We start from the raw sequence: 24,292 nt of genomic DNA, 5'->3' as shown, positions 1-24,292 counted from the left end.
AGCCCCGGTCGACGGCCCCTTCGCAGCAGCCGCTGAACCGGGAGGGTGAGCGCGATGCCTGACATACGACCCACTGTGGGCTCCGGCGCGCTTGTCCTCAACGCCACCTACGAGCCCCTGTGTGTCGTGTCGGTGCGTCGCGCCGCGATCCTCGTGCTGACCGCAAAGGCGGTCTGTGTTGCCGACGGTGACGGCATCCTGCACAGCGCCCGCGACGCGCTCCCGGTGCCGTCCGTGGTCCGGTTGACGCGCTTTGTTCGGGTGCCCTACCGCACCCACGTGGGTCTGTCCCGGCGGGCGATCTTCGCCCGGGACGGCTGGCGGTGCGCCTACTGCCGGGGTCCTGCGGAGACCATCGACCACGTGTTTCCCCGCAGCCGGGGCGGCCGGCACGCCTGGGAGAACGTGGTAGCCGCGTGTGCCCGGTGCAACCACACAAAGGGTGACAAGACGCCTGCGGAGTTGGGCTGGCGGCTGCACGCGCTCCCGGCTGCTCCGAAAGGCACCGCCTGGCGGGTCCTCGGGCACCGTGCCCCCGATCCCCGCTGGGCCGACTGGCTCGACCTGCGGGAGCCCGAAGCAGCCGCCTGAGCCCGGCTCGCGGCAGCGCAGGCCGTCACCCATCACGGGCCTTGACCAGCGACGCGAAGACCACGACGTTGTCCGAGTAGCCGGTCTGCCCGCCCACCCAGCGGCCGCCGCACGTGATCAGTCGCAGGCCGGGTCGGCTGAAGTCGCCGTACACCTCGTCGACCGGCAGTCGGTCCTTGTCGTACCGCTCCACCGAGTCCACCTCGAAGACCGCCACGCTGTGGTCGGAACGGGTCACCTCGATCTCGTCGCCGGAGCGCAGTTCCCCCAGCTCATGGAAGACGGCCGGCCCGCTCGTGGTGTCCACGTGGCCGACGATCACCGCCGGGCCGTACTGGCCGGGGGTGGGGCCCTGGTCGTACCAGCCGGCCTCCTGGGCGCGGGCGGCGTCCGGCACGGCGATGGTGCCGTCGGAGGCGATGCCCACGTCGTGCACCGGCGCCCGCAGGTCGATCGTCTGGATGGTGAGACCCGTCGGGCGGCTGGCCGACAGCACCGGGAACTTCTTCGGCGCTGGCCGCAGGCCGGCGCTGAGACTGTCAGGCAGCACACTGATCCCGGTGACCTGCTCGACGCCGAGCATCGCGACGATCAGCACCATCAACGCGGCGACGGCCAGGACCGGTAGACCCGGCCCGGGGTCGAAGCGGCGGCGCGCCAGCGGCGAGCCGGCCGGACGGCTCGGCGGCAGCGGGCGGGCGTCCGGGTCGGTGGTGGCGACGCTTGCGGACACCGCCTGGCCGGCGACCCGGCGCAGCCGGCGCGAGGCCCGGACCACCAGCCGGCCGGAGGCGCGCAGCACCGTCCCGGCCCGCTCGTGGGCACGACGCTCCGACCGCGCACGCGCGGATCTGCGGGTCATGGCGTCTCCGGCTCAGGAGCCGGCCCCGGTCCGGCGCCGTCCGCCCGCCATCCCCAGCACGACGGCGGTGACCACAAGTGCCGCGCCGCCGAGCAGCAGGATCGAGCCGGTGCCCCGACCGCCGGCCGTGCCGCCGCCCCCGGTCGCCGGGCCCTTGCTGGGCGAGGCCATGTTCAGCACGGTGAGCATTGTCGTTGCCGTCTGGTTGTTCTGGCACTTGAGGTCGACCGGGTAGTCACCGGGTTGTTTGTTGGCCGGCACGGTGACCTCCCCCTTGAGGAAGCCGTTGTCCGGCCTGAGCATCACGTGCCCGAACGCGTCGGAGTGCACGTTGGCCTGCCGGTCGTTGTTGTTGTCGCAGCTCGCCCGGACGGTGACCCGGCTGCCGGCCTGGACGCTGTTCGGCGTCACCTCGACGAATGTGTTCTCACCGGCCCGTGCCGGCGCGACCGACAACAGGACGATCGCTCCGACCAGCCCCAACAGTGTCAGTGCGGCCGAGAGCGCGCGGTTGATCGTGCGAAGACCCTGCATGATTTCCCCCTCCCGGCGACTACCGCCGGAACCCTCCCCTGGGCACGCCGCTGAGTTCCCCCTGGCCCGGAGGCAAACCCGCGAACGAGCAGGGTCAGCGGCGCTGGGCCGCAGGGCGGGCGGGCGGGAGTGGGGTGATCGGCTGCCAGTCCAGCGGGGACGACAGGACCATCGTGCTCGATGGCTGGCCGTACGGGGCGAGCCGGTCGATGACCGCCTCGAAGTCACCGATGGAGCCGGCGGCGACCCGGAGCATGCTGCACGCGTCCCCGGTGATGCGGTGGATCTCCAGGATCTCGGGCCAGCCGGCCACGTCCGGGTCGTGCAGGATGCAGCGTGCCCCATAACAGGACATACGGATCAGCGCGACAACCGTGCGGCCGGCCCGTGTCAGGTCGACGTGGGCGTGGTAGCCGGTGATCACACCGCTCTCTTCGAGCCGGCGGACCCGCTCGGCAACCGCTGGTGGGGACAGGTGCACCCGCCGCGACAGCTCGCTGAAAGAGAGTCTCGCGTCGGCCTGCAGCTCGCGCAGCAGCGCCCAGTCCATGTCGTCCACGCTGCGACTTTACTTTCGTGAAGCAGATTCGCCCACCTGCCTTGGGTTGGCCGCCACAGGCCGGCAAGAGCCGTTGATCAGGCATTCCATCTGCCGTTCCCACCGCGAGATCATGATGTCGGCACATCCGGAGGGAGACGACTGGTGGATCAGACGGAGCGGCGGGCGCCGAACGGCGGCGTCACGGTACGACCGGTGACCCCGCGGCAGCGGGCCGCACGAGCTGCGCGCAACGGCGGTGAGCCGACGCTTGAGTTCGCCGAGCTGGTGCCCTACGACGCGTACGTGCGGGCCAGCGCGCTGCACAAGTTGCAGCAGCCACTCAGTGACGACCCCGGCGAGATGTCCTTCCTCATGGTCAGTCAGATCATGGAGCTGTACTTCGGGCTGACCTGCCACGAACTGCGCGAGGCCCAGCGCCTGCTGCGCGACGACCGGATCTCGGACGCCCTGGCCCCGCTGCGCCGCGCCACCCTGCACCTGGAGGGGCTCAACGCCTCCTGGAAGGGTCTGCGCTGGATGACCCCTGCCGACTTCAACAGGTTCCGCAACCTGCTCGGTGAGGGCTCCGGCTTCCAGTCGGCGATGTACCGGCAGTTGGAGTTCCTGCTCGGTCTGCGTGACCCGGCGCTGATCCGACCGTTCCGCCGGCAGGCCGAGGTGCACGCCTCGCTGACCGCTGCGCTTGCCGCCCCGAGCCTCTGGGACGACGTGGTGGCGCTGCTCGCCCGGCAGGGCTTCGACATCCCCGCCGACCTGCTGAACCGGGACGTGGCTGTCGAGCACGACCCGCAGCCGGCGGTCGAGGCCGCCTGGGTGCGGATCTACGTCGACGGCGGCCCGGACAACCAGCTGCGGCTGCTCGGTGAGGCGCTGAGCGGCGTCGCCGAGGAGTTCGGCGACTGGCGGTGGAACCACGTGAAGGCGGTGCAGCGGACCATGGGCGCCAAGGTCGGCAGCGGTGGCTCGGCCGGCCTGGCGTGGCTGCAGCGCAGCATGGCTCGGGTGGTCTTCCCCGAGCTGTGGTCGGCCCGTACCGCGATGTGACCTGAGAGCGGAGACACCCCTGTGCACAACCTCGAAAGTGAAGCCCGCCGCCTCGACGAGGCCGACCCGGGCCACCGGCACCTCTTTCACGTACCGCCCGCCGACGGCGGCGACCACCCCGAGTCGGCGTATCTGGCGGGCAACTCGCTCGGCCTGCAACCACGCGCGACCCGCGACGAACTCCTCGCCGACCTGGACGACTGGGCGCGGCTCGGCGTCGAGGGTCACGTGGAGGCGGGACGGGCCTGGCTGCCGTACCACGAGCTGTTGACGGCCCCGGCCGCCCGACTGGTCGGCGCCCGGCCCGCGGAGACCGTGGTGATGAACTCCCTCACGGTCAACCTGCACCTGCTGATGGTCAGCTTCTACCGCCCGGCGGGGGAGCGCACCCGCATCGTCATCGAGGACACCGCGTTCCCGTCGGACAGCTACGCGGTGCGCAGCCAGGCCCGCTTCCACGGCCTCGACCCGGACACCACTGTCGTACGGCTGAAGCCGCGTCCCGGCACCGACGCCCTCGGCACCGAGGACGTCCTGGACTTCCTGGCCCGCGAGGGCCACACCGTGGCGCTGCTGATGCTCGGCGGCGTCAACTACCTCACCGGCGAGCTGATGGACATCCCGGCGATCACCGCCGCCGGGCGGGCAGCCGGCGCGGTGGTCGGCTGGGACCTGGCGCACGCCGCCGGCAACGTGCCGCTGGCCCTGCACGACTGGGGCGTCGACTTCGCCGCCTGGTGCTCCTACAAGTACCTGAACTCCGGGCCGGGCGCGCTGGGTGGCGTGTTCGTGCACGAGCGGCACCTCGGCGACCCCGACCTGCAGCGCTTCGAGGGTTGGTGGAGCACCGCGGCGGCCACCCGCTTCGAGATGACCCCGGTGTCCCGGCCGCCGGCCACCGCCGACGCCTGGCAGATCTCCAACCCGCCGATCTTCGCGATGGGCCCGGTGCGCACCTCGCTGGAGCTGTTCGACTCCGTCGGCATGCCGGCGCTGCGCGAGCGCAGCCTGCGGCTCACCGGCTGGCTGGAGCGCCTGTTCGACGAGGTCACCGCCGACCGGCCGCTACGGGTCATCACCCCGCGTGACCCGGCCCGCCGGGGCAGCCAACTCTCCGTACGGGTCGAAGCCGGCAACGCCGCCGAGCTGACCAAGCGGCTGCGCCACGAGCACGGCGTCATCGCCGACGCCCGCGAACCGGACGTCATCCGGTTCGCCCCGGTGCCGCTCTACTCCACGTACCACGACTGCTGGCGGGCCGCAGCCGCGCTCGCCGCGACGGTCGGTCCGTCCTCGACGAAGGGTCAGCCCTCATGACCTCCCAGCGCGACGAGATCGCGATCATCGGTGCCGGGCTGGCCGGCAGCCTCGCCGCCTGCTTCCTGGCCCGGCGCGGCTACCCGGTTGCCCTGTACGAGCGCCGGCCCGACCCGCGTAACGGCACTGCCGAACGGGGACGCTCGATCAACCTGGCGCTCTCCGAGCGTGGCCTCGACGCGCTGCGCCGGATCGGCCTCGACGAGCAGGTGATGGCCGACGCGTTGCCGATGCGCGGCCGGATGATCCACCCGGTCGAGGGGGAGCCGCAGTTCCAGTCGTACAGCGCGGCCGGCGACCGGGCGATCAACTCGATCAGCCGGGGCGCGCTGAACAACGCCTTGCTGGACGCGGCCGCCGCACTGCCAGGTGTACGGATCGTCTTCGACCACCGTCTCGTCGGGCTCGACCCGACCGACGGCAGTATGAGCTTCGAGACGCCGCAGGGCCCGGTCGCCGCCAAGGCGTCGGTGGTGCTTGGCGCCGACGGGGCGGGCTCCGCCGTACGCGGGCAGTTGCTCGCCGACGGGCTGCTCACCGAGGACGTGGACCTCCTCGACTACGGCTACAAGGAGCTGACGATCCCACCGCTCGGTGGGGACTTCGCCCTGGACCCGGACGCGCTGCACATCTGGCCGCGTGGCACCTCGATGATGATCGCCCTGCCGAACCCGGACCGCTCCTTCACCTGCACGCTGTTCTGGCCCAACGAGGGCGTCGGCAGCTTCGCGGCCCTGGACAATCCGGCAGCCATCGAGCACTACTTCGCCAAGCACTACCCGGACGTGGTGCCGCTGGCCCCGACCCTCGTGGACGACTACGAGCACAACCCGGTAGGTGTGCTCGGCACGGTCCGCTGCGCACCCTGGCAGGTGAACGGCACCGTCGGCCTGCTTGGCGACGCGGCGCACGCGATCGTGCCGTTCTACGGGCAGGGCGCCAACTGCGCCTTCGAGGACATCGTCGAACTGGACCGCTGCCTCGACGAGTGCGCCGACGAGTGGTCGGAGGCGCTGCCGCTGTTGCAGCAGCGGCGACAGGAGAACGCCGAGGCCATCGCGAGGATGGCGCTCACCAACTTCGTGGAGATGCGCGACAAGGTCTCCTCGCCGGTCTTCCAGCTGAGCCGTCGGGTGGAGCACGCGCTGGAGCGGGCACTGCCCGGCCGGTACGTCTCCCAGTACGAGCTGGTGTCCTTCTCCACCACCCCGTACGCCGAGGTGCGCCGCCGGGTCCGGCGGCAGCACCTGGTGCTCGGCGCGCTCGCCGGTGGTGTCGCGTTCCTGCTGGCCGGCGCGGTCGGCACGGCGCTCGGTCGAGGACGGCGCGGATGACCGGCCACTGGGATCCCGAGCTGATGACCGGCCGCGCGCCGGCCGGGCCACCGCGGCTGCGCAACTTCGTCGACGGCGAGTTCGTCGACGGCGGGTCGGCGTTCACAAAGGTCAGCCCGGTGACCGGCGAGCCGGTCTTCGAGGTCGACGAGGCATCGCGGTCCACTGTCGACGACGCGGTCGCCGCCGCCCGGGCGGCGCTGCGCGGCCCGTGGGGCCGGATGGGGGAGCGGGAACGCGCGGAGGTGCTGCGTCGGGTCGCCGACGAGCTGGAGCGTCGCTTCGACGATCTGGTCACCGCCGAGGTCGCCGACACCGGCAAGTCCATCGCCCAGGCCCGCACGCTTGACATTCCGCGCGGCGCGGCGAACTTCCGGGCGTTCGCGGAGATCGTGGCGACCGCACCCACCGAGTCGTTCACCACTGTCACCCCGACCGGCGGCCGGGCGCTCAACTACGCGGTCCGCAAGCCGGTCGGCGTGGTCGCGGTCATCGTGCCGTGGAACCTGCCGCTGCTGCTGCTCACCTGGAAGGTGGCCCCGGCGCTCGCCTGCGGCAACGCGGTCATCGTCAAGCCCAGCGAGGAGACGCCCGCCTCGGCGACGGTGCTCGCCGAGGTGATGGCCGCCGCCGGCGTACCGGCCGGGGTGTTCAACCTGGTGCACGGCTTCGGGCCGGACTCGGCGGGAGAGTTCCTCACCCGCCACCCAGGTGTCGACGCGATCACCTTCACCGGCGAGTCGGCCACCGGCGGGGCCATCATGCGGGCCGCCGCCGACGGCGTGAAGGCGGTGAGCTTCGAGTTGGGCGGCAAGAACGCCGGCCTGGTCTTCGCCGACGCCGACCTGGACGCCGCGGTGGCCGGTTCGGTGCGCTCCAGCTTCACCAACGGCGGGCAGGTGTGCCTCTGCACCGAACGCATCTACGTGCAGCGGCCGGTCTTCGAGGAGTTCACGGCACGGCTCGCCAAGCGGGCCGGCGAGCTGGCGTACGGCTGGCCCACCGACGAGGCCACGGCCACCATGCCGCTGATCTCTCGGCAGCACCGAGCCAAGGTGCTGAGTCACTACGACCTGGCCCGCGCCGAGGGCGCCGAGGTGCTCACCGGCGGCGGCGCGCCCACCTTCGGTGACGCCCGCGACGGCGGGTCGTACGTGCAGCCGACGGTGCTCACCGGCCTCGGCCCGGGCGCCCGCACCAACCGCGAGGAGATCTTCGGTCCGGTGGTGCACGTCGCGCCGTTCGACACCGAGGAGGAGGCGTACGCGCTGGCCAACGGCACCGAGTACGGCCTGGCAGCCACGGTGTGGACCCGGGACGTGGGCGTGACCCACCGCGCCGGTGCCCGGCTGGACGCCGGCATCGTCTGGGTCAACACGTGGTTCCTGCGGGACCTGCGCACCCCGTTCGGCGGGGTGAAGGCGTCCGGCATCGGCCGCGAGGGCGGCGTGCACTCGCTGAACTTCTATTCCGAACTCACAAACGTCTGCGTGGATCTGTCGTGATGCGGCGCAGCGAGGAGCGGGCATGAAAGCTGACATCGAGGCCGCGAACCGGGAGCTGGACGAGGCCCGCGACACCGGCAAGCCGTGCCCGCCACTGCGCGGCCGGCTGCTGCCGGAGGGGGACGTCGAGTCGGCGTACCGCGTGCAGCAACTCCAGGCGCGAGCCTGGCAGGGGCGCGGCGAACGCCGGGTCGGCGCGAAGATCGGGTTGACCTCCCGGGTCGTGCAGGAAGCCTTCGGGGTGTTCCAGCCGGACTTCGGCGTGCTCACCGACGCGATGGCGGTCGGCGACGGCGTCGAGGTGCCCATCGACCGGCTGCTCCAGCCGCGGGTCGAGGCGGAGATCGCGTTCGTGCTCGACAAGGACCTGGTGAACCCGCAGATCACCACGGCCGATCTGATCCACGCCGTCGACTATCTGCTGCCGGCCATCGAGATCGTCGACTCGCGGATCGCCGCCTGGGACATCTCCATCGTGGACACCGTCGCCGACAACGCCTCCAGCGGGCTCTTCGTGCTCGGCACCACGCCGCGTCGGCTCGCCGACGTCGACCTGCGGCTGTGCGGGATGGTGCTGGAGCAGGCAGGTGAGCCGGTGTCGGTGGGCGCGGGCGCCGCCTGCCTGGGGAACCCGCTGCACGCCCTGCACTGGCTGGCCGGCACCCTCGCCCGTGCCGGTGACCCGCTGCGCGCCGGGGACGTGGTGCTCTCCGGGGCGCTCGGCCCGATGGTGCCGGTCACCCCGGGAGCCGCGTACGAGGCGCGGATCTCCGGGCTCGGTTCGGTGCGGACCTGTTTCAGCAAGGAGGGCTCGGCATGAGCGTCGGCGTGGCGGTGCTCGGTTCCGGAAACATCGGCACCGACCTGATGATCAAGGTGTTGCGGCTCAGCGACAAGCTGCGGATCGTGGCGATGGCCGGCATCGACCCGAACTCCGACGGCCTGGCCCGGGCTCGCCGGCTCGGCGTCGCCACCACCGCCGAAGGCGTCGACGGGCTCGTCGCGATGCCCGAGTTCGCCGACGTCGAGCTGGTCTTCGACGCCACCTCGGCCGGCGCGCACCGCCACCACGACGAGGTGCTGCGGGCGCACGGCCGGACTGTTGTCGACCTGACCCCGGCCGCCATCGGCCCGTACGTGGTGCCGCCTGTCAACCTGGACGAGCACCTGCACGAGCCGAACGTCAACATGGTGACCTGCGGCGGGCAGGCGACAGTGCCGATCGTCGCCGCCGTCCGGCGGATCACCCCCGTGGCGTACGGCGAGATCGTCGCGTCGATCGCGTCGAAGTCGGCGGGGCCGGGCACCCGGGCCAACATCGACGAGTTCACCGAGACCACGGCCCGCGCCATCGAGGTGGTCGGCGGCGCCGAGCGGGGCAAGGCGATCATCGTGCTGAACCCGGCGGACCCGCCGCTGCTGATGCGGGACACCGTCTACTGCCTCTGCCCGGACGCCGACGCCGACACCGCCGCCATCGCCGCGTCCGTCGCGGACATGGTGGCGACGGTCCAGGAGTACGTCCCCGGCTATCGCCTCAAGCAGGACGTGCAGTTCGAGCGGGTGCGGACGTACGTGCCGACGCTCGGGCGGGAACTCACCGCCCTGCAGGTGTCGGTCTTCCTGGAGGTCTCCGGCGCCGGGCACTACCTGCCGGCGTACGCCGGAAACCTCGACATCATGACGTCCGCCGCGCTGCGCACCGCCGAGCGGCTGGTGGCCCTGCGCTCCTCGGAGGTGGCTGCGCGATGACCGACCTCTACATCCAGGACGTGACGCTGCGCGACGGCATGCACGCCGTCGCCCACCAGTACACGGTCGACCAGGTGCGCACGATCGCCGCCGCGCTCGACGCCGCAGGGGTGGCCGCGATCGAGGTGGCGCACGGCGACGGGCTCGCCGGGTCCAGCGTCAACTACGGGCACGGCGCGGCAAGCGACGCCGACTGGATCTCGGCAGCCGCCGAGGTGCTTACCACTGCGAAGCTGACCACCCTGCTGCTGCCAGGCATCGGCACGATCGCCGACCTGAAGGCCGCCAAGGCGCTCGGGGTGACAAGCGTGCGGATCGCCACCCACTGCACCGAGGCGGACATCTCCGCCCAGCACATCTCCTGGGCACGGGAGAACGGCATGGACGTGGCCGGGTTCCTGATGATGTCGCACATGTTCGACCCGGCGGGGCTGGCCGGGCAGGCCAAGCTCATGGAGTCGTACGGGGCGCACTGCGTCTACGTCACCGACTCCGGCGGTCGGCTGCTGATGTCCGACGTGGCGCAGCGGGTCGACGCGTACCGGCAGGTGCTTGAGCCGGAGACGCAGATCGGCATCCACGCCCACCACAACCTGTCCCTCGGCGTGGCAAACAGCGTGCTCGCCGTCGAGCACGGCCGGATCCTCGGGGACGGGCCACTCGGCTCACCATCCGGCCGGACCGTCCGTGTCGACGCCTCCCTCGCCGGCATGGGCGCGGGCGCCGGCAACGCGCCGCTCGAGGTCTTCGTGGCGGTCGCCGAACTGCACGGCTGGAAGCACGGCTGCGACGTGTTCGCACTGATGGACGCCGCGGACGACCTCGTCCGCCCTATTCAGGATCGGCCGGTCCAGGTGGACCGGGAGACGCTCTCGCTGGGATACGCGGGGGTCTACTCCAGCTTCCTCCGGCACGCCGAGCGAGCTTCGCAGCGGTACGGCGTCGACGTCCGGTCGATCCTTGTCGAGTTGGGTCGCCGTCGGATGGTCGGCGGCCAGGAGGACATGATCGTGGATGTGGCACTCGACCTCGCTGGTGAGTCCGCTGGCGTGAGGAGCGAGCCGGGTTTGCGAGCCCCGCAGTCGCGAACGAAGGATGAGCCTGTGAGCGCGAGGAGTGAGCCGGGTTTGCGAGCCCCGCAGTCGCGAACGAAGGATGATGCAGCATGATCGGCGTGGACACCCTGGGCGTCGCGGCGAAGCTCGGCGAGGCCGCCGACACCGCCACGGCGATCCCGCAGCTCGCCGCCGAGGTGGGCCTGGACGTGCCGACCGCGTACGGCGTGCAGGCCGCGCTCGTGCAGCGGCGGCTGGATCGCGGCGAGCGGCTCATCGGGCTGAAGATGGGGCTGACCAGCCGGGCGAAGATGGCCCAGGTCGGCGTGGACGAGGTGATCTGGGGACGGCTCACCGACGCGATGCGGGTGCCCGACGGCGGGGTCGTCGACCCGACCGCGTACATCCACCCCCGGGTCGAACCGGAGGTGGCGTTCCTGCTGGACCGGCTGCCCGAGCCGGGCGAGCCGGTCGGTGACTTCGCCAGCGCGGTCCGCGCGGTCGCCCCGGCCATCGAGCTGATCGACTCCCGGTACGCCGACTTCCGCTTCTCGCTGCCGGACGTGATCGCCGACAACACCTCGGCCGCCGCGTTCGTGATCGGGCCGTGGTCGCCGGTGCCGGCCGGGTTGGACAACCTCGGCGTGCTGCTGGAGGTCGACGGCCGGGTGGCGCAGGTCGGCTCGACGGCGGCGATCCTCGGCGACCCGCGTCGGGCTCTCGACGAGGGCATCCGGCTGGCCGGCCGGCACGGCGTACGCCTGGAATCCGGTTGGGTGTTCCTGGCCGGCGCCGCCACCGCGGCTGTTCCGCTGCGCCCCGGCGCCCACGTCCGTGCCGTCGTCGAGAAGCTCGGCACCGCCTCCCTGCGAGCGTCCGAGTGACCGCGCGGGTGGTGGCCGGCAAGGCCGTGCCACGCGGCGCGTTCCCGCACGTCAAGGTCGCGGGCGGCTTCGTCTTCGTCTCGGGTACGTCGTCACGGCGGCCGGACAACACATTCGTCGGTGTGTCGGTCGACGAACTCGGCACCACGAACCTCGACATCCGGGCACAGACGCGAGCGGTCATCGAGAACATCCGGGACCTGCTGCGCTCGGTCGGTGCGGACCTCTCCGACCTGGTGCAGATGACGTCGTACCTGGTCAACATGAATGACTTCGGTGGCTACAACGAGGTGTGGGCGGAGTTCTTCGACGCGTCGGGGCCGACCCGAACGACTGTGGCGGTGCACCAGTTGCCCCACCCGCACCTGCTCATCGAAATCCAGGCCGTGGCCCTTCTCCCCTCCGGAGGTCAGTCGTGAGTGAGATCGCCGAACCGTTCAGCTTTCCGGGTTGGATCGCGGACAACAAGCACCTGTTGAAGCCGCCGGTGGGCAACAAGGAGATGTTCCCCGGCGGGGACGACTTCATCGTGATGGTGGTGGGCGGGCCCAACCAGCGCACCGACTTCCACGTCGACCCGTACGAGGAGTTCTTCTACCAGGTCAAGGGCAACATGCACATCAACCTGATGACCCCGGAGGGTCCGCGTACGGTGCACGTGCGCGAGGGGCAGATGTGGATGTTGCCGCGTAACACCCCGCACTCGCCGCAGCGGCCCGAGGCCGGCTCGATAGGTGTGGTCGTCGAGCGGATCCGTGAGGACGGCACCCTGGAGAAGTTCCAGTGGTACTGCCCGGAGTGCGGGCACAAGGTGCACGAGGTGGAGTTGCAGGTCCGCGACATCGCGGCCGACCTGCCGCCCGTGTTCCAGGCGTTCTATGCCGACGAGCAGGCTCGTACCTGCGCCAACTGCGGCACCCTGCACCCGGGCAAGGGCTGATGGCGGCAGGCATCGTCGACGTGCACACGCACGTCGTACCGAAGGGCTGGCCGGACCTCGGCGCGGCGTGCGGCGGGTCCGGCTGGCCGTGGCTGCGGGTCGACTCCGAACGCGCGGCGATGATCATGGTGGGGGAGACGGAGTTCCGCCCGATCGGCGCCGAGTGCTGGGACGCGTCGCGGCGGCTGGCCGACATGGACGCCGATGGCGTGGACGTGCAGGTGGTCTCGCCGACGCCTGTGTTCTTCAGCTACGACCGCCCCGCCGACCAGGCGGTGAAGGTCGCCCGGATCTTCAACGACCTGACCCTGGAGGTCACCGCGGCCGGTGGCGACCGGCTCGTGCCGTTCTGTCAGGTGCCGTTGCAGGACCCGGACGCCGCCTGCGCCGAACTGGACCGTTCCCTGGCCGCCGGGCACGTCGGCGTGGAGATCGGCAACCACGTCGGTGACCGCGACCTGGACGACGCCGGCGTGGTCACCTTCCTGCAACACTGCGCCGAGGTGGGCGCGCCGGTCTTCGTCCATCCGTGGGACATGCCGGGCAGCCCTCGGCTGGACCGGTGGATGGCCCGCTGGCTCACCGGCATGCCCGCCGAGACGCACCTGTCGGTGCTGGCGATGATCCTCGGCGGCGTCTTCGACCGCGTGCCGGACACGCTGCGGATCTGCTTCGCGCACGGCGGCGGCAGCTTCCCGTTCTGGCTGGGTCGCGCCGACAACGCCTGGCACCGGCGTGGGGACCTGGTCCGTGGTGCGTCCGCCGGCCCGCCCAGCAGCTACGTCGACCGCTTCTCCGTCGACTCGGTGGTCTTCGCGCCTCCGGCGCTGCGGTTGCTTGTCGACACCATGGGGGCCGACCGGGTGCTCGTCGGCAGCGACTACCCGTACCCGCTGGGCGAGCGCCCGGCCGGCGCGGTGGTCCGCGACGCCGACTTCCTCACCGACGACGAGCGCCACAAGCTGCTGTCCGCCAACGCCCGGCGCTTCCTGCACGGCTGATTGCCCGCCCCGCCGGGCGCGAGCAGATTTTGGACAGTTTCCGTTCGGGGCGGACGGAAACTGTCCAAGATCTGTTTCGTCGGCGGCCCGAGTGTCGAGTGCGCCGGGTGCTGACGGCCGGCAGGATGACGTGATGACCGATATGCACGACCTGACCGCGTTGGAACAGGCTGCCGCCATCGCGCGCGGCGAACTGTCCAGCGTCGAGTTGGTCGAGCACTACCTGCACCGGGTGGCGGCCATCGGCGACACCGTGGGCGCCTTCGTCACTGTCACACCGGAGCTGGCCCGGGAGGCCGCCCGCGCCGCCGACGCCGCGCCCGCGCAGAGGCGTGGCCCGCTGCACGGCGTACCCACCGCGATCAAGGACCTCACCCTCACCGCCGGGATCCGCACCACCTTCGGCTCGGCCGCCTTCGCCGACTTCGTGCCGCCCGTCGACGCCGACGTGGTCCGGTTCATCAAGGCCGCCGGCCTGGTCAGCCTCGGCAAGACGACCACCTCGGAGCTGGGCTGCTCGCTCTACTCCGAGGGTCTCGTCGCGCCGCCGGCCCGCAACCCGTGGCAGCTTGCGTACACCGCCGGTGGGTCCAGCGGCGGCGCCGCGGCGGCGGTGGCGGCCGGGCTGGTCCCGGTCGCCCAGGGCTCCGACGGCGGCGGCTCGCTGCGAATCCCCGCGTCGCTCTGCGGCCTGGTCGGCTACAAGCCCAGTCGCGGCGTGGTGTCCGGCGGGCCGCTCGGCTCCGGCGCGTTCGGCCTGCCCACAAGCGGGCCGCTCGGACGGACCGTCACCGACGTCGCCGCGCTGCTCGACGTCATGGCCGTGCCGGTGCCCGGCGAGCCCTACCTGCCGCCGCCCGCCCCGCCCGGGGGATACCTGGCCGTCGCCCGCCGGGCCGAGCCCGGCCGGCTGCGGATCGGCCGCTTCACCACGCCGATGCTCGCCGACGAGCCCGTGCACCCCGACTGCGTGGCCGCCGTCGACCGGGCCGCCGCGCTGCTCACCGCCGCCGGCCACGAGGTGGTCGACGTGCCACCGCCGCTCGGGCCCGAGGCGTGGCCGCTGTTCGAGACCATCTGGTACGTCCTGGCGCTCTCCCCGGTGCACCCGCAGCGCGAGGCGGAGCTGCTGCCACTGACCCGGCTGCTGCGGGCACGAGGCGCCGAGATCTCCGCCGGTGAACTCGCCGGCACCCTCGGCGAGTTGCAGGCGCAGGTCCGCCTCGGCGCCCGTCGCACCGCTGACTGCGACCTGCTGCTCTGCCCCACCCTCACCGCCCCGCAGGCGCCCGTCGGCTGGTTCACGGCCGACGGTGACCCGGCGGCCGACTTCGACAGGCAACGGCGATTCTCGCCCTACTGCGCTATTTTCAACGTCACAGGCGACCCCTCGGTGTCCCTGCCGGTGGGCACGACGGCCGCCGACGGGCTGCCCGTCGGGGTGCTGCTCACCGGCCGGTACGGCGACGACGCGCGACTCATCGCGACAGCTGCGCAACTGGAGCACGCCAGTGACTGGTGGGATCGCCACCCCGCAATCTGGCGGGCGGTCGACTCCGCTAACGTGAATGGCGACGGAATCGGTCGGTCGCCATCGTGATCGTCCATCCGACCCGGTTGTTCGAGGTCCTTCTTCCGCCTGGGGGCGTTGGGATTGTCTGTTACCGAGACGTTGCTGGTCTTCGTCGGCATCCCGGTGGTCGCGGTGTTGGTGATCGCCGGTCTTGCGTACGCCGGAAGCCGTGGCGATAGCACCGGCGGTCCTGGTGGCGCCAAGCGCTACCGGCCGGGCCGACCATTCGACTTCACTCCGGTCTGGTTCCTTGGCCGCCCGGGGCAGCTGGCCGACTCGGCCGGCACCCTGCTGGCGGCGGGCGCGCAGGCACCCGCCCTGACCAGCCACAAGCTTGAGCAGGCCAGCGTCCAGGCGCCGGCCGGTGGAACCGGAGGCGCAAGTGACCGTTGGTGAGAAGCAGACCGAGACGGCAAACCCGCCCGAGGTGCTGGACGGGCCGTTCTCGACCCGCCAGCTGCTGCGCATCGACGAGGCCCTGCGCCTGGCCGACCAGGGCACCGGGCTCGTCTTCTCGATCTTCGTCGGCGGTCTCGACGAGCCGATCCGCGAGCACGCCCAGCGCCTGCACCGCCAGCTCGCCAACCCTGACCGGTCGGTGCTGATCGCGGTGTCGCCCAACCAGCGCCAGTTGGAGATCGTCACCGGGCGGCACGCCCGCAAGCGCATCCCCGACACGTACGCCAAGCTGGCCGCGCTCTCCATGGTCGGCGCGTTCAGCGGCGGCGACCTGGCCGGCGGCATCATCAACGGCCTCGACCAGCTCGCCAGCCACGCCGGCAAGGGCTGACGCACCCTTCTTCACGACGAAGCCCGGCCCGCTTTCCAGCGGGCCGGGCTTCGATCTGTCCGGGTTGTCTCAGCGCGGCCAGGCAGATGGCGCGAGCCGCATCTCCCACGGCTCGTCCACGGTCACCGGGTCGTCCGGGCCTACCGTGCCCAGCAGCTCGTAATGGTCGTCCTTGCCGAGCCGGTAGCGGTAGACCACCGGGCCGAAGTCACCCCGTTCCACACGCCAGTAGTGGGCGATGCCCGCCTCGGCATAGAGCGCCGGCTTGGTGAACCTGTCATGCCGGCGGCTGCCGGCCGACTCGACTTCCAGGACGAGCGCGATGTCCACCGGTTCGGCCCACATCCGCTCGCGCGGTGCACCTGGTCGCAACACCGTCAGATCGGGGATCAGATTGCCGCCGGGCACCCGCACCCCGATCTCCCGGATCACCCGCCAGTCGATGGGCGCCGCCTGGCGCAGCGCCATCCGGATCTCGTCCGCCAGCTCGTGGTGCTCGGGGCCGGCCGGAGGGGTCACGTGCAGGCTCCCGTCGATGATCTCGTAACGATTGCCGTCTGCGGGCAGACCGAACAGGTCCTGCTCACGCCAGCCCCGCTCCGGCGGCTGCCACTGGTAGGTCGGCTGCGCCATCACGTCCACCTCCTCCCGTCACGATAACGCCCGGGGCCGGCGCGGGCTCACACCCACGCCGGCCCCGGGCCGGTAGTGGCAGGTCAGGCCTGGGCGTCCTTCGCGCGGGCCTTGAGCGCCCGCACCACACCGTCGCGGCCCTCGGCGACCAGCCGGCGCAGCGGGGCGGGGTGCCCGTCCTGCGCCAGCCACGCGTCGGTGGCCGTCACCGTGTCGTCGTCGACCAGGTACGTCGGGTACGCCAGCTGCGCGAACTCCTGCGCCGGCTCGCTGTCCCGGGTGGCCCACACCTGGCCGACCACCGCGAAGTACCGCTCCCGGTACGGGGCGACCAGTTCCACCTGCGCCGGGTGGGCGAAGCCCTGCAACAGCGCCCGGTGCCGCCAGTTCGGCAGCGCTTCCGGGCCGGTCAGCAGCTCCCAGACGGCAGCCTTGTTGGCCGCGGTCGGCACCAGCGCGTGCGCGTAGGCGGCCTCCCGCTCGCCGCTGGCAGTGCGGTCACTTGCCAGCTCCGCCTCGATTTCGGCCGGGCTGGCCGCGCCGTTGGCCACCAGCGCGCCGAGCACCGTCCAGCGCAGCTCGGTGTCCACGGTCAGGCCGGCAGGCGCGCCGGAGCCGTCCAGCCAGCCGCGCAGCGTGGCCAGGTCCTCGTCGGACCGGGCCGCCGAGGCGTACGCCCGAGCCCAGGCCAGCTGGAAGCCGCTGCCCGGCTCGGCTGCGGCGAGCGCGTCCTTCGCCGCACGCGCAAGGCCTGCCCAGCCGATCGGCGCCCAGGCCGGGTCGGCGTAGAGGGTGAGCGCGGTGGTGGCCTGACGCAGGGTGGCGGTGACCAGGTTGATGTCGGTTTCGGCGGGCAGCCCGGCCAGCACCAGCGCCACGTAGTCGCGGGTCGCCAGCTCGGCGTCACGTGTCATGTCCCATGCGGCGGTCCAGCACAGCGCGCGGGCAAGCGACGAGTCGAAGCCGCCGATGTGCTGCACCACTGTCGCCATCGAACGGTCGTCGAGGCGCAGCTTGGTGTAGCTCAGGTCGTCGTCGTTGAGCAGCAGCACGTCGGCGGCCCGAACGCCCCGCAGCTCGGCGAGGTCGGTCCGCTCGCCTGTCACGTCGATCTCGTACCGCTCGCGGCGGACCAGCCGCCCGTCGGTCAGGTCGTACAGGCCCACGCCGATCCGGTGCGTCCGCAGCGTCGGGTACGCCGCCGGCGCCTCCTGCCGGACCACCACCTGCTCGTACGTGCCGTCCGCGCCGATCGTCACCTCCGGCCGCAGCGTGTTGACCTGCGCGGTCTCCAGCCACTGCGCGGCGAACTTGCGCAGCTCCCGCCCCGAGGCCGCCTCCAACTCGGTGAGCAGGTCGTCGAATGTGGCGTTGCCCCACGCGTACTTGGCGAAGTAGGCCCGCAGCCCCGCCACGAACGGCTCCTCACCGACGTACGCGACGAGCTGCTTGAGGACGCTCGCCCCCTTGGCGTACGTGATGCCGTCGAAGTTGACCTCGACGGCCTCCATGTCCGGCATCTCGGTGTAGACCGGGTGGGTGGAGGAGAGCTGGTCCTGCCGGTAGCCCCAGTTCTTGCGGATGGACAGGAACGTCGTCCACGCCTCGGTGAACCGGGTGGCGTGGGTGTTGCACCAGTGGCTGGCCCATTCCGCGAACGACTCGTTGAGCCACAGGTCGTTCCACCAGCGCATGGTGACCAGGTCACCGAACCACATGTGGGCCATCTCGTGCAGGATCGTGTTGGCCCGCTGCTCGTACTCGAAGTCGGTGACCTGCGAGCGGAAGATGTAGTGCGACTCGGCGTGCGTGACGCAGCCGAAGTTCTCCATCGCGCCGGCGTTGAAGTCGGGCACCCAGAGCTGGTCGTACTTCGGCAGCGGGTAGCGCACGCCGAACTTCTCGTGGAAGAAGTCGAAGCCCTGCTTGGTGATCAGCAACAGGTCGTCGGAGTCCAGGTACTGCGACATCGACGCCCGGCAGAACAACCCCAGGTCGATGCCGTCGTGGGTGTCGCGCACCTCGTGGTACGGCCCGGCGCACATCGCCGTGATGTAGGTGCTCATGCGGGCCGACTCGGGGAAGTGCAGCGTCTTGAGCCCTTCACCCGCCGGCTCCTCGCGCTCCACGGGCATGTTGGAGATTGCGCGCCAGTGCGCGGGCACTGTGGCGTGCCAGGTGTAGACGCTCTTCAGGTCGGGCTGGTCGAAGCAGGCGAACACCTTCTGCGCGTCGGCCGTCTCGAACTGGCTGTAGAGGTATGTCTCGCCGTCCACTGGGTCGACCGTGCGGTGCAGGCCCTGACCGCTGTTGGAGTAGGCGAAGTCCGCGTCGACCACCAGGACGTTCTCGCTGGCCAGGCCGGACAGCGTCAGACCCTTCTCGGCCGACCAGTCGGACAGGTCGACAGCGGCGCCGTTGAGCGTGGCGGAGCGCACCGACTCGGCGGCCACCTCGATGAACGTGCTCGCGCCCGGCTCGGTGCAGCCGAACCGGACCTCGGTCGTCGACCGGAAGGTGCGGCCGTCGGCCGCCAGCACGGCGGTTGACAGATCCAGACTGATGTCGTACCCGGTCACGTCGAGCAGGCGGGCCCGCTCGGTCGCCTCGACCTGCGTCAGGTTGCGCACTCCCGGCACTGTTCGTCTCCATCCCACATCTCGCCGTACGCCCGGCGGCGCCCGTCTGCCGACCGCTCGTGGCGTCGGCCCGGACCCGAGTCTTCCACGTACGGACAGCCCGCGGTGGCCGAGGTCACGCTCTCATTCGGGTGCCGGTCGACGGGCCGTGGGGTGAGGATCGGGAGTGCGCGCCGCACACCTGGCGCCACTGCAATGAAGGGACCTCACCGTGACCGATCGTGTCACTGCAGACATGTGGTTCGACCCGGCTTGCCCGTGGGCGTGGATCACGTCCCGCTGGCTGCTGGAGGTCGAGCAGGTCCGTGATGTGGACATCCGTTTCCACGTGATGAGCCTGGCCGTGCTCAACGAGGGCCGGGACGAGTTGCCCGAGGGCTACAAGGATTTCCTGAAGACCGCCTGGGGCCCGGTGCGGATCTGCATCGCCGCCGAGCAGCGGTACGGCACCGATGCCCTGCGCCCGCTCTACACCGCGCTCGGCACCCGAATCCACCTCGGCAAGGAGGATCGGGGTCAGGCGCTGTACGTCGCCGCGCTCACCGACGCCGGCCTGGACCCGGCGCTGGCGGCGGCCGCCGACAGCACCGACTACGACGAGGCGCTGCGGGCCAGCCACGAGGCCGGCATGCGCCCGGTCGGCCAGGACGTGGGCACCCCTGTCATCCACGCGCCCGGCCCGGACGGCACTCCTGTCGCGTTCTTCGGCCCGGTGATCACGCCGGCCCCGAAGGGCGAGGCTGCCGGTCGGCTCTGGGACGGCGTGTTGCTTGTCGCCGGCACCCCCGGCTTCTATGAGCTCAAGCGCACCCGCGAGCAGGGCCCGGTCTTCGACTGATCCACGACCGACCGCCCCCGCCCGGGCACCCCTTCGAAGGCCCGGGCGGGGGCGCGTCGGTGTCGGGCAGCGGGTACGCCTCGCGGTCACGGCGTCACCGGTGGGCGGGCGGCGTCGTTTCCCTCGGTGTCCGCCGCAGCGACCCGCAGGGCCGCCCGCAGCTCGTGGAGGCATCCCGATGGCGAAGCACCGTGCGTCCGGTGACGATCAGTTGACCCGGCAGGGGGTGATCGAGACTCCCGGCGCGGCGTACTGGTCGGTCGACGACTCCCGCTGGCCGACGGTCCGCCCCGACCTTCCCGCCCACCTCGTGGACCTGCTCGCGCCACCTATCGTGGTAGGCGTGGCCCGCGTGCCGGTCACCTCCCGCCTGACCCCGCCCACGCCGCCGACCGGCACCGGGTCGGCCGTGCCGGCCAAACCCGCGCTCACGCTCCTGGCCGGCACCGCGTCGGTCGGGCCGGATGGGGCCGCGCTCACGCCGCTGGCCGGCACCGCGTCGGTCGGGCCGCTGACGTCGGCGGCCGACCCCGTGCCGGCCGAGCGTCCGGCGGTGCCGGCCGAGCTCACCCCAGCCATGGTCGCGCCCGTCGGGGCGCCGGCTGACGGGTCGATGCCGGCTGACGGCTCGATGCCGGGTAGCGGCGAGCCCGTCGTGGCAGCCGCGCCGGCCGAGCCCGCCCCGCCCCCGCCGGCGCCCGCCAACCCGCGTCCCGTACCGACGCCGCCGCTCAACCCACGGCCGGTTCCGGGGCCGCCGCCCGAGCCGCGCCCGGTGCCCGGGCCGCCCGCGACGCCCCGCCGCAGCGCGACGAGCGGACCCGTCGGGAACGGCCGGCGGGGGAACGGCGGGCCGTCCGTCGCCGGCCGGCACCGTCGCCACAACGGCACCTCCGGGCGCGCCGGCTGACCGTCGGCCCTCCGGCCCTGGCACATTCATCTGGTGGACGCCGCGCGGGTCCCCCGTCGGCGGCGTCGTCACCGCCGGTAGCGTCAGTGGGCATGACGGTCGTGCATCCGATCGCCCGGGCCTGGATCACCACTGGCGGCACCGGCGCGCAAAACTATGACGAGTTCGCTGACGACGCGGAGATCACCTCGATCATCGAGGAGAATCCGCACAGTGCCCTCGGCATCGAAATGCCGCACCGGGCGCCGGAGAGCCTGGGGAAGTCCTTCCTCGACGCGCTGCCGGACTCGGTGGCCCGCCTCACCGAGGCCAAGGCCGACGGCAGCTACACCCCCGCCGAGCAGGTGGTGGTGCTCTACCGGATCAGTGCCCCCGGCGAGGCCGCCGCGTACGGGCTGTTCGCGATGGTGGACACCGACCAGATCTCCACCCGGGCCGACGAGCCGGGCCTGGTCATCCGCAACGAGGACGTTTTCATCGCGAAGGTGCGTGAGCGGGTCGCGTTGGCCGAGGCGCTCGGCCACCTGCTCTCACCCGTACTCCTGTTGCAGACCGGCACCGGCGACGAGCTGCACGCCGCGCTCGCGGCGGCGACCGACGCGGCCGGCGTGCCCGCCGCGACGGACACCGACCAGGCGGGGCGCACCCACGCCATCTGGCTGCTCGGCCCCGGGCCGGAGCAGGACGCACTCACCGCCCTCGCAGGCGGCGGCGAACTTGTCGTCGCCGACGGAAACCACCGCAGCCTGGCCGCCCAGACCGGAGGGCTGCCGCGCTTCCTGGCCGTGGTGACCACGCCCGCGTCGGTGGCCATCCAGCCCTACAACCGGCTGGTCAGCGAACTGACCACCACTCCCGGCGAGCTGCTCGACCGGCTGCGCGCCGCCGGCGCGCAGGTCGAGCCGATCGACGGCCCGGTCGACGTCCCGGCGGCCGGCGGCACCGTCCACCTCCGGCTTGCCAACCAGGGGTACGCGGTGCGGCTGCCCGCCACCGCCGCCGACCGGCTGGAGAACCTGGACCACGCCCAGGTCGAGCGACTGCTGCTGCGCGACGCGCTGGGGCTGGAGCCGGGCGACAAGCGGATCACATACGTGGGCGGTGACTACCCGGCCAGCTGGCTGACCGGGGAGGTCGACGCCGGGCGGGCCGAGCTGGCCATCCTGATCGCGCCGGTGACCGTTGCGGACTTCGTCGCGGTGAACCTGGCCCGGGAGAAGATGCCCCGCAAGAGCACCTGGTTCACCCCGAAGGCGCGCGGCGGCCTGGTGGTCGCCGAGCTGCCGCACTGGGCGGTCCTTCGCCCGCCCGTGTGACGAACCCGGCTCTCCGACGCCGCCCCTGCGGCGTCGGAGAGCGCGGCCTGACAGACTGCCCCGTATGCGCGTCTACCTGGGATCCGATCACGCCGGTTTCGAGTTGAAGGTGCACCTGGCCAATCACTTGGCCAAGCAGGGGTACGACGTGGTCGACGTCGGTCCGCACAACTACGACCCCGACGACGACTACCCGACGTTCTGCCTGCACACCGGCGACCGGGTGGTGGCCGACGAGTCCGCCCTGGGAGTGGTCATCGGCGGGTCCGGCAACGGTGAGCAGATCGCCGCCAACAAGATCGCCGGGGTACGCGCCGCGCTGGCCTGGAGCGTCGAGACGGCTCAGTTGGCCCGTCAGCACAACGACGCGAACGTGGTCGCGGTCGGTGCCCGTCAGCACACCCTGGACGAGGCCACAGGCATCGTCGAGGCGTTCCTGAACACGCCGTTCTCCGGCAACGAGCGGCACGCCCGCCGGATCGATCAGGTCTCCGCGTACGAGCTGACCCGGCAGCTGCCCGACCTGCCCTGACTCTGCGGCGCTGACCGTCCTCGCGGCGGGGTCAGCGCGGCGGGCGGGGCAGGTCTTCGCGGGGCACCCAGTTGCGCCGGACGACGACCACCCGGGCCTCCGCCTCGGCCAAGTCGTCCTCGGTGGGCCGGGCCGCGTCGCGGGCGCGCAGCGCGGCGCTCAGCCCCACCTGGGACGAGCCGGAGCCGACAAGCCCGCGCAGGCCCCGCTCGCCGTCGCGTTCGTCACCGCCGCCGGTGCGCCGCCGCGGCGGCGGATCCACGCCGTCGTGCACACCGGCCGTGCTGACCGTCGAGCCGTCGGAACCTCGACCGGCCGGGTCGGGGTCCGCGTGGTGGCGCAGCCGTCGCCGGCGTCGGTCCGGGTCACCCATCAGCCGACCGTACCCCGACAGGGGTGGGATCCGACACCATGGTGCCGGTCCGCGCCCTACGGGGCTCGGCGACCGATTTGCCGGCTGGCTACCCTCGGGTTCAGGCGGTGGTGGTGCCGCCGGTCAGGGGGAGGACGAGATGGCAGACCAGACGCAGCCGTGGGCGGAGCGAACCGTGGAGGTCCCACCGCAGGCGGGCGTCGGTGTGCCGCCACAGCGGGACGGGTTCCGCCGTGGTGTGGCGCCGGTAGGCCAGCCGCGAAACCCGCAGACCGTGCCGTTCCCGGTCGTCGAGCCGGAGCCGACCGGGACGGGCTGGCCGGGTGAGCCCGCGCCGCGCCGGCCGTTGAGCTGGCGGTTGGCGCAGTTGCGTCGCGGCGGCGAGTGGAGTGCCGCGGCGGGTCTCTTCGCGTTCGTCTGCTGGGGGATCTGGGCGCTCTCCGGTCAGGGTGACCTGTCCGGCCCGCTGCTCGTGCTGGTGCTGAGCCTGCTGGTCGCGGTGGGTCTGTTCGCGCTGTCCCGGTTGATCGGCCGGATGGTGCTGGAGCGGCAGCTCGGGCGGGTCCGGCGCACCGCGCGCGGTGCGCACCTGGCGACCGCGGTCTTCCTCGTCGGTCTCGGCGTGGCCTGGCTCCAGCAGACCGAGTGGGTCGTCTCGGCCTGGAACTGGATCTCCACGAACTGACCCCGGCGTACGCCCGGGCGGGCCGGCCTTCGCCGCCCGCCCGCGCGTCGGCGTCGCGGCACCCCGCGACGCCGGCCGTGTCCCCACCAGGCAAGGCCGCTGCTTACCCGGCCGGCCACGGTTCATCCGTGGCCGGCCGGTCCGATTGGTGCCGCCGGTGCCGCGGGCGCGGCGCTCAGTGGCTGCCGCCGTGCCCCTCGGCATCGGCGCGCGGTGAGGCGACCCGGGCAGCCGGGTCCTCGACGCCGGGCTCGCCGCCGTCGGGCGCGACCATCCCGTCGTAGTTGTAGAGCGGCCCGCCGTCGTCGTGGTGCTTTGTGGTCTGGATGTAGCGGTGCATCATGCCGTCGATCTCGATTTCCACGAGGGCGTTCCCACCGGTGTCGTGGGTGCTGCCGTCCCGAGGGCCACCGATCAGGTGTGCAGTGCTTTTCGTGTCCATGAAGACGCCCTACCCGGTGCCAACCGGCTGGAAACAGCCGAAATGCATCAGGTGGTGGGGGGGGCGGGCGGGGGGGCGGCCCCCCCCCAAAAAAACCCCCCCCCGCGGGGGGGGGGGGGGGGGGCGCGGCCCCCCCCCCCCCCACCACCCGCCCCCCCCCCCCCCCCAGGGGCTAGGCCG

Annotated in this window: 26 protein-coding genes and 1 pseudogene; 20 read left to right on the top strand and 7 right to left on the bottom strand. The window is 72.1% G+C overall.

The window, feature by feature from the left end; all coding sequences use genetic code 11:
* The first annotated feature begins 54 nt into the window (after nucleotides 1–54).
* Nucleotides 55–591, top strand: a complete 537-nt coding sequence (locus tag ACFY2Q_RS27275; protein WP_053653125.1) for an HNH endonuclease — start codon at nucleotides 55–57, stop codon at nucleotides 589–591.
* 25 nt (nucleotides 592–616) lie between these two features.
* Here the strand turns inward: ACFY2Q_RS27275 and ACFY2Q_RS27270 are convergent, their stop codons facing one another.
* From ACFY2Q_RS27270 to ACFY2Q_RS27260, 3 genes are all read right to left on the bottom strand, one after another.
* Nucleotides 617–1,390, bottom strand: coding sequence for a class F sortase (locus ACFY2Q_RS27270; RefSeq protein ID WP_387135106.1), 774 nt, complete (start codon nucleotides 1,388–1,390; stop codon nucleotides 617–619).
* 75 nt (nucleotides 1,391–1,465) lie between these two features.
* Entirely contained in the window at nucleotides 1,466–1,939 is a 474-nt protein-coding gene (locus tag ACFY2Q_RS27265; RefSeq protein WP_387135103.1) for a hypothetical protein, read from the bottom strand.
* A 142-nt stretch (nucleotides 1,940–2,081) separates the two neighbouring features.
* Nucleotides 2,082–2,546: an Lrp/AsnC family transcriptional regulator gene (locus ACFY2Q_RS27260; protein ID WP_387135023.1), complete on the bottom strand. Its 465-nt coding sequence runs from the start codon at nucleotides 2,544–2,546 to the stop codon at nucleotides 2,082–2,084.
* Between the two features lie 144 nt (nucleotides 2,547–2,690).
* Here ACFY2Q_RS27260 and ACFY2Q_RS27255 point away from each other — a divergent pair, with 144 nt between their 5' ends.
* The 14 genes and pseudogenes from ACFY2Q_RS27255 (at nucleotide 2,691) to ACFY2Q_RS27190 (ending at nucleotide 15,744) form a co-directional block, all read left to right on the top strand.
* On the top strand, nucleotides 2,691–3,593 hold the full coding sequence (locus tag ACFY2Q_RS27255) for a tryptophan 2,3-dioxygenase (RefSeq protein WP_387135020.1): 903 nt from the start codon (nucleotides 2,691–2,693) through the stop codon (nucleotides 3,591–3,593).
* 21 nt (nucleotides 3,594–3,614) lie between these two features.
* A complete protein-coding gene (gene kynU / locus ACFY2Q_RS27250; protein WP_387135018.1) occupies nucleotides 3,615–4,910 on the top strand; it encodes a kynureninase in 1,296 nt (431 codons plus the stop codon).
* Nucleotides 4,907–6,244: an FAD-dependent oxidoreductase gene (locus tag ACFY2Q_RS27245; protein WP_387135016.1), complete on the top strand. Its 1,338-nt coding sequence runs from the start codon at nucleotides 4,907–4,909 to the stop codon at nucleotides 6,242–6,244. The genes kynU and ACFY2Q_RS27245 overlap by 4 nt, the downstream gene beginning before the upstream one ends.
* Before the next feature lie 23 nt (nucleotides 6,245–6,267).
* Nucleotides 6,268–7,749, top strand: coding sequence for a 2-hydroxymuconic semialdehyde dehydrogenase (locus ACFY2Q_RS27240; RefSeq protein ID WP_387135101.1), 1,482 nt, complete (start codon nucleotides 6,268–6,270; stop codon nucleotides 7,747–7,749).
* Nucleotides 7,750–7,771: 22 nt separating this feature from the next.
* Nucleotides 7,772–8,569, top strand: a complete 798-nt coding sequence (locus ACFY2Q_RS27235; protein WP_387135013.1) for a 2-keto-4-pentenoate hydratase — start codon at nucleotides 7,772–7,774, stop codon at nucleotides 8,567–8,569.
* Entirely contained in the window at nucleotides 8,566–9,501 is a 936-nt protein-coding gene (locus tag ACFY2Q_RS27230) for an acetaldehyde dehydrogenase (acetylating) (protein ID WP_387135011.1), read from the top strand. The genes ACFY2Q_RS27235 and ACFY2Q_RS27230 overlap by 4 nt, the downstream gene beginning before the upstream one ends.
* A pseudogene (gene dmpG, locus ACFY2Q_RS27225) lies at nucleotides 9,498–10,541 on the top strand (4-hydroxy-2-oxovalerate aldolase); the annotation flags it as partial. The gene ACFY2Q_RS27230 and the pseudogene dmpG, both read left to right, overlap by 4 nt.
* Before the next feature lie 125 nt (nucleotides 10,542–10,666).
* Nucleotides 10,667–11,440, top strand: coding sequence for a 2-keto-4-pentenoate hydratase (locus tag ACFY2Q_RS27220; RefSeq protein WP_387135009.1), 774 nt, complete (start codon nucleotides 10,667–10,669; stop codon nucleotides 11,438–11,440).
* Nucleotides 11,437–11,859, top strand: a complete 423-nt coding sequence (locus ACFY2Q_RS27215; protein ID WP_387135007.1) for a RidA family protein — start codon at nucleotides 11,437–11,439, stop codon at nucleotides 11,857–11,859. The genes ACFY2Q_RS27220 and ACFY2Q_RS27215 overlap by 4 nt, the downstream gene beginning before the upstream one ends.
* Entirely contained in the window at nucleotides 11,856–12,380 is a 525-nt protein-coding gene (locus tag ACFY2Q_RS27210) for a 3-hydroxyanthranilate 3,4-dioxygenase (RefSeq protein ID WP_387135005.1), read from the top strand. Before ACFY2Q_RS27215 ends, ACFY2Q_RS27210 begins: the two co-directional genes overlap by 4 nt.
* Entirely contained in the window at nucleotides 12,380–13,381 is a 1,002-nt protein-coding gene (locus ACFY2Q_RS27205; RefSeq protein WP_387135003.1) for an amidohydrolase family protein, read from the top strand. The genes ACFY2Q_RS27210 and ACFY2Q_RS27205 overlap by 1 nt, the downstream gene beginning before the upstream one ends.
* 133 nt (nucleotides 13,382–13,514) lie before the next feature.
* Nucleotides 13,515–14,981: an amidase gene (locus ACFY2Q_RS27200; protein WP_387135001.1), complete on the top strand. Its 1,467-nt coding sequence runs from the start codon at nucleotides 13,515–13,517 to the stop codon at nucleotides 14,979–14,981.
* Nucleotides 14,982–15,053: 72 nt separating this feature from the next.
* Nucleotides 15,054–15,350: a hypothetical protein gene (locus ACFY2Q_RS27195; protein ID WP_387135098.1), complete on the top strand. Its 297-nt coding sequence runs from the start codon at nucleotides 15,054–15,056 to the stop codon at nucleotides 15,348–15,350.
* Nucleotides 15,337–15,744, top strand: coding sequence for a DUF5130 family protein (locus ACFY2Q_RS27190; RefSeq protein ID WP_387134998.1), 408 nt, complete (start codon nucleotides 15,337–15,339; stop codon nucleotides 15,742–15,744). Before ACFY2Q_RS27195 ends, ACFY2Q_RS27190 begins: the two co-directional genes overlap by 14 nt.
* Before the next feature lie 69 nt (nucleotides 15,745–15,813).
* Here ACFY2Q_RS27190 and ACFY2Q_RS27185 read toward each other — a convergent pair whose 3' ends face one another.
* The gene (locus tag ACFY2Q_RS27185; RefSeq protein ID WP_387134996.1) at nucleotides 15,814–16,377 is read right to left on the bottom strand and encodes a Uma2 family endonuclease; all 564 of its coding nucleotides are present in this window, start codon (nucleotides 16,375–16,377) and stop codon (nucleotides 15,814–15,816) included.
* A gap of 83 nt (nucleotides 16,378–16,460) precedes the next feature.
* A complete protein-coding gene (gene pepN / locus ACFY2Q_RS27180; protein WP_387134994.1) occupies nucleotides 16,461–19,007 on the bottom strand; it encodes an aminopeptidase N in 2,547 nt (848 codons plus the stop codon).
* Nucleotides 19,008–19,227: 220 nt separating this feature from the next.
* On the opposite strand from pepN, the gene ACFY2Q_RS27175 reads away from it, so the two are divergent.
* From ACFY2Q_RS27175 to ACFY2Q_RS27160, 4 genes are all read left to right on the top strand, one after another.
* Nucleotides 19,228–19,854, top strand: a complete 627-nt coding sequence (locus tag ACFY2Q_RS27175) for a disulfide bond formation protein DsbA (protein WP_387134992.1) — start codon at nucleotides 19,228–19,230, stop codon at nucleotides 19,852–19,854.
* A 178-nt stretch (nucleotides 19,855–20,032) separates the two neighbouring features.
* Nucleotides 20,033–20,764, top strand: coding sequence for a hypothetical protein (locus tag ACFY2Q_RS27170; RefSeq protein ID WP_387134989.1), 732 nt, complete (start codon nucleotides 20,033–20,035; stop codon nucleotides 20,762–20,764).
* A gap of 92 nt (nucleotides 20,765–20,856) precedes the next feature.
* Nucleotides 20,857–22,080 (top strand): DUF1015 family protein, encoded by a 1,224-nt coding sequence (locus ACFY2Q_RS27165; RefSeq protein WP_387134986.1) that lies wholly within the window; start codon nucleotides 20,857–20,859, stop codon nucleotides 22,078–22,080.
* Nucleotides 22,081–22,144: 64 nt separating this feature from the next.
* Nucleotides 22,145–22,612: a ribose-5-phosphate isomerase gene (locus ACFY2Q_RS27160; protein WP_387134984.1), complete on the top strand. Its 468-nt coding sequence runs from the start codon at nucleotides 22,145–22,147 to the stop codon at nucleotides 22,610–22,612.
* 31 nt (nucleotides 22,613–22,643) lie between these two features.
* On the opposite strand, the gene ACFY2Q_RS27155 is transcribed toward ACFY2Q_RS27160, so the two are convergent.
* Nucleotides 22,644–22,985 (bottom strand): hypothetical protein, encoded by a 342-nt coding sequence (locus tag ACFY2Q_RS27155; RefSeq protein WP_387134982.1) that lies wholly within the window; start codon nucleotides 22,983–22,985, stop codon nucleotides 22,644–22,646.
* A gap of 139 nt (nucleotides 22,986–23,124) precedes the next feature.
* Here ACFY2Q_RS27155 and ACFY2Q_RS27150 point away from each other — a divergent pair, with 139 nt between their 5' ends.
* Nucleotides 23,125–23,670, top strand: coding sequence for a hypothetical protein (locus ACFY2Q_RS27150; RefSeq protein WP_387134979.1), 546 nt, complete (start codon nucleotides 23,125–23,127; stop codon nucleotides 23,668–23,670).
* A gap of 175 nt (nucleotides 23,671–23,845) precedes the next feature.
* Here the strand turns inward: ACFY2Q_RS27150 and ACFY2Q_RS27145 are convergent, their stop codons facing one another.
* The gene (locus tag ACFY2Q_RS27145) at nucleotides 23,846–24,112 is read right to left on the bottom strand and encodes a hypothetical protein (protein WP_387134976.1); all 267 of its coding nucleotides are present in this window, start codon (nucleotides 24,110–24,112) and stop codon (nucleotides 23,846–23,848) included.
* Between the last annotated feature and the right edge of the window lie 180 nt (nucleotides 24,113–24,292).

It is taken from the genome of Micromonospora sp. NPDC000316, assembly GCF_042898885.1.
In the GTDB taxonomy this organism is placed as follows: Bacteria; Actinomycetota; Actinomycetes; order Mycobacteriales; family Micromonosporaceae; genus Micromonospora.
This window is presented reverse-complemented; position numbering and strand designations above follow the sequence as displayed.

What these genes read in the sequence shown, in the direction of transcription:
- ACFY2Q_RS27185 (WP_387134996.1), bottom strand. Translation starts at nt 16,377, where the DNA reads ATGGCGCAGCCGACCTACCAGTGGCAGCCGCCGGAGCGGGGCTGGCGT.
- ACFY2Q_RS27245 (WP_387135016.1), top strand. Translation starts at nt 4,907, where the DNA reads ATGACCTCCCAGCGCGACGAGATCGCGATCATCGGTGCCGGGCTGGCC.
- ACFY2Q_RS27165 (WP_387134986.1), top strand. Translation starts at nt 20,857, where the DNA reads ATGACGGTCGTGCATCCGATCGCCCGGGCCTGGATCACCACTGGCGGC.
- ACFY2Q_RS27205 (WP_387135003.1), top strand. Translation starts at nt 12,380, where the DNA reads ATGGCGGCAGGCATCGTCGACGTGCACACGCACGTCGTACCGAAGGGC.
- ACFY2Q_RS27160 (WP_387134984.1), top strand. Translation starts at nt 22,145, where the DNA reads ATGCGCGTCTACCTGGGATCCGATCACGCCGGTTTCGAGTTGAAGGTG.
- ACFY2Q_RS27155 (WP_387134982.1), bottom strand. Translation starts at nt 22,985, where the DNA reads ATGGGTGACCCGGACCGACGCCGGCGACGGCTGCGCCACCACGCGGAC.
- ACFY2Q_RS27275 (WP_053653125.1), top strand. Translation starts at nt 55, where the DNA reads ATGCCTGACATACGACCCACTGTGGGCTCCGGCGCGCTTGTCCTCAAC.
- ACFY2Q_RS27230 (WP_387135011.1), top strand. Translation starts at nt 8,566, where the DNA reads ATGAGCGTCGGCGTGGCGGTGCTCGGTTCCGGAAACATCGGCACCGAC.
- ACFY2Q_RS27235 (WP_387135013.1), top strand. Translation starts at nt 7,772, where the DNA reads ATGAAAGCTGACATCGAGGCCGCGAACCGGGAGCTGGACGAGGCCCGC.
- ACFY2Q_RS27170 (WP_387134989.1), top strand. Translation starts at nt 20,033, where the DNA reads ATGGCGAAGCACCGTGCGTCCGGTGACGATCAGTTGACCCGGCAGGGG.
- ACFY2Q_RS27150 (WP_387134979.1), top strand. Translation starts at nt 23,125, where the DNA reads ATGGCAGACCAGACGCAGCCGTGGGCGGAGCGAACCGTGGAGGTCCCA.
- ACFY2Q_RS27220 (WP_387135009.1), top strand. Translation starts at nt 10,667, where the DNA reads ATGATCGGCGTGGACACCCTGGGCGTCGCGGCGAAGCTCGGCGAGGCC.
- ACFY2Q_RS27240 (WP_387135101.1), top strand. Translation starts at nt 6,268, where the DNA reads ATGACCGGCCGCGCGCCGGCCGGGCCACCGCGGCTGCGCAACTTCGTC.
- ACFY2Q_RS27200 (WP_387135001.1), top strand. Translation starts at nt 13,515, where the DNA reads ATGACCGATATGCACGACCTGACCGCGTTGGAACAGGCTGCCGCCATC.
- ACFY2Q_RS27145 (WP_387134976.1), bottom strand. Translation starts at nt 24,112, where the DNA reads ATGGACACGAAAAGCACTGCACACCTGATCGGTGGCCCTCGGGACGGC.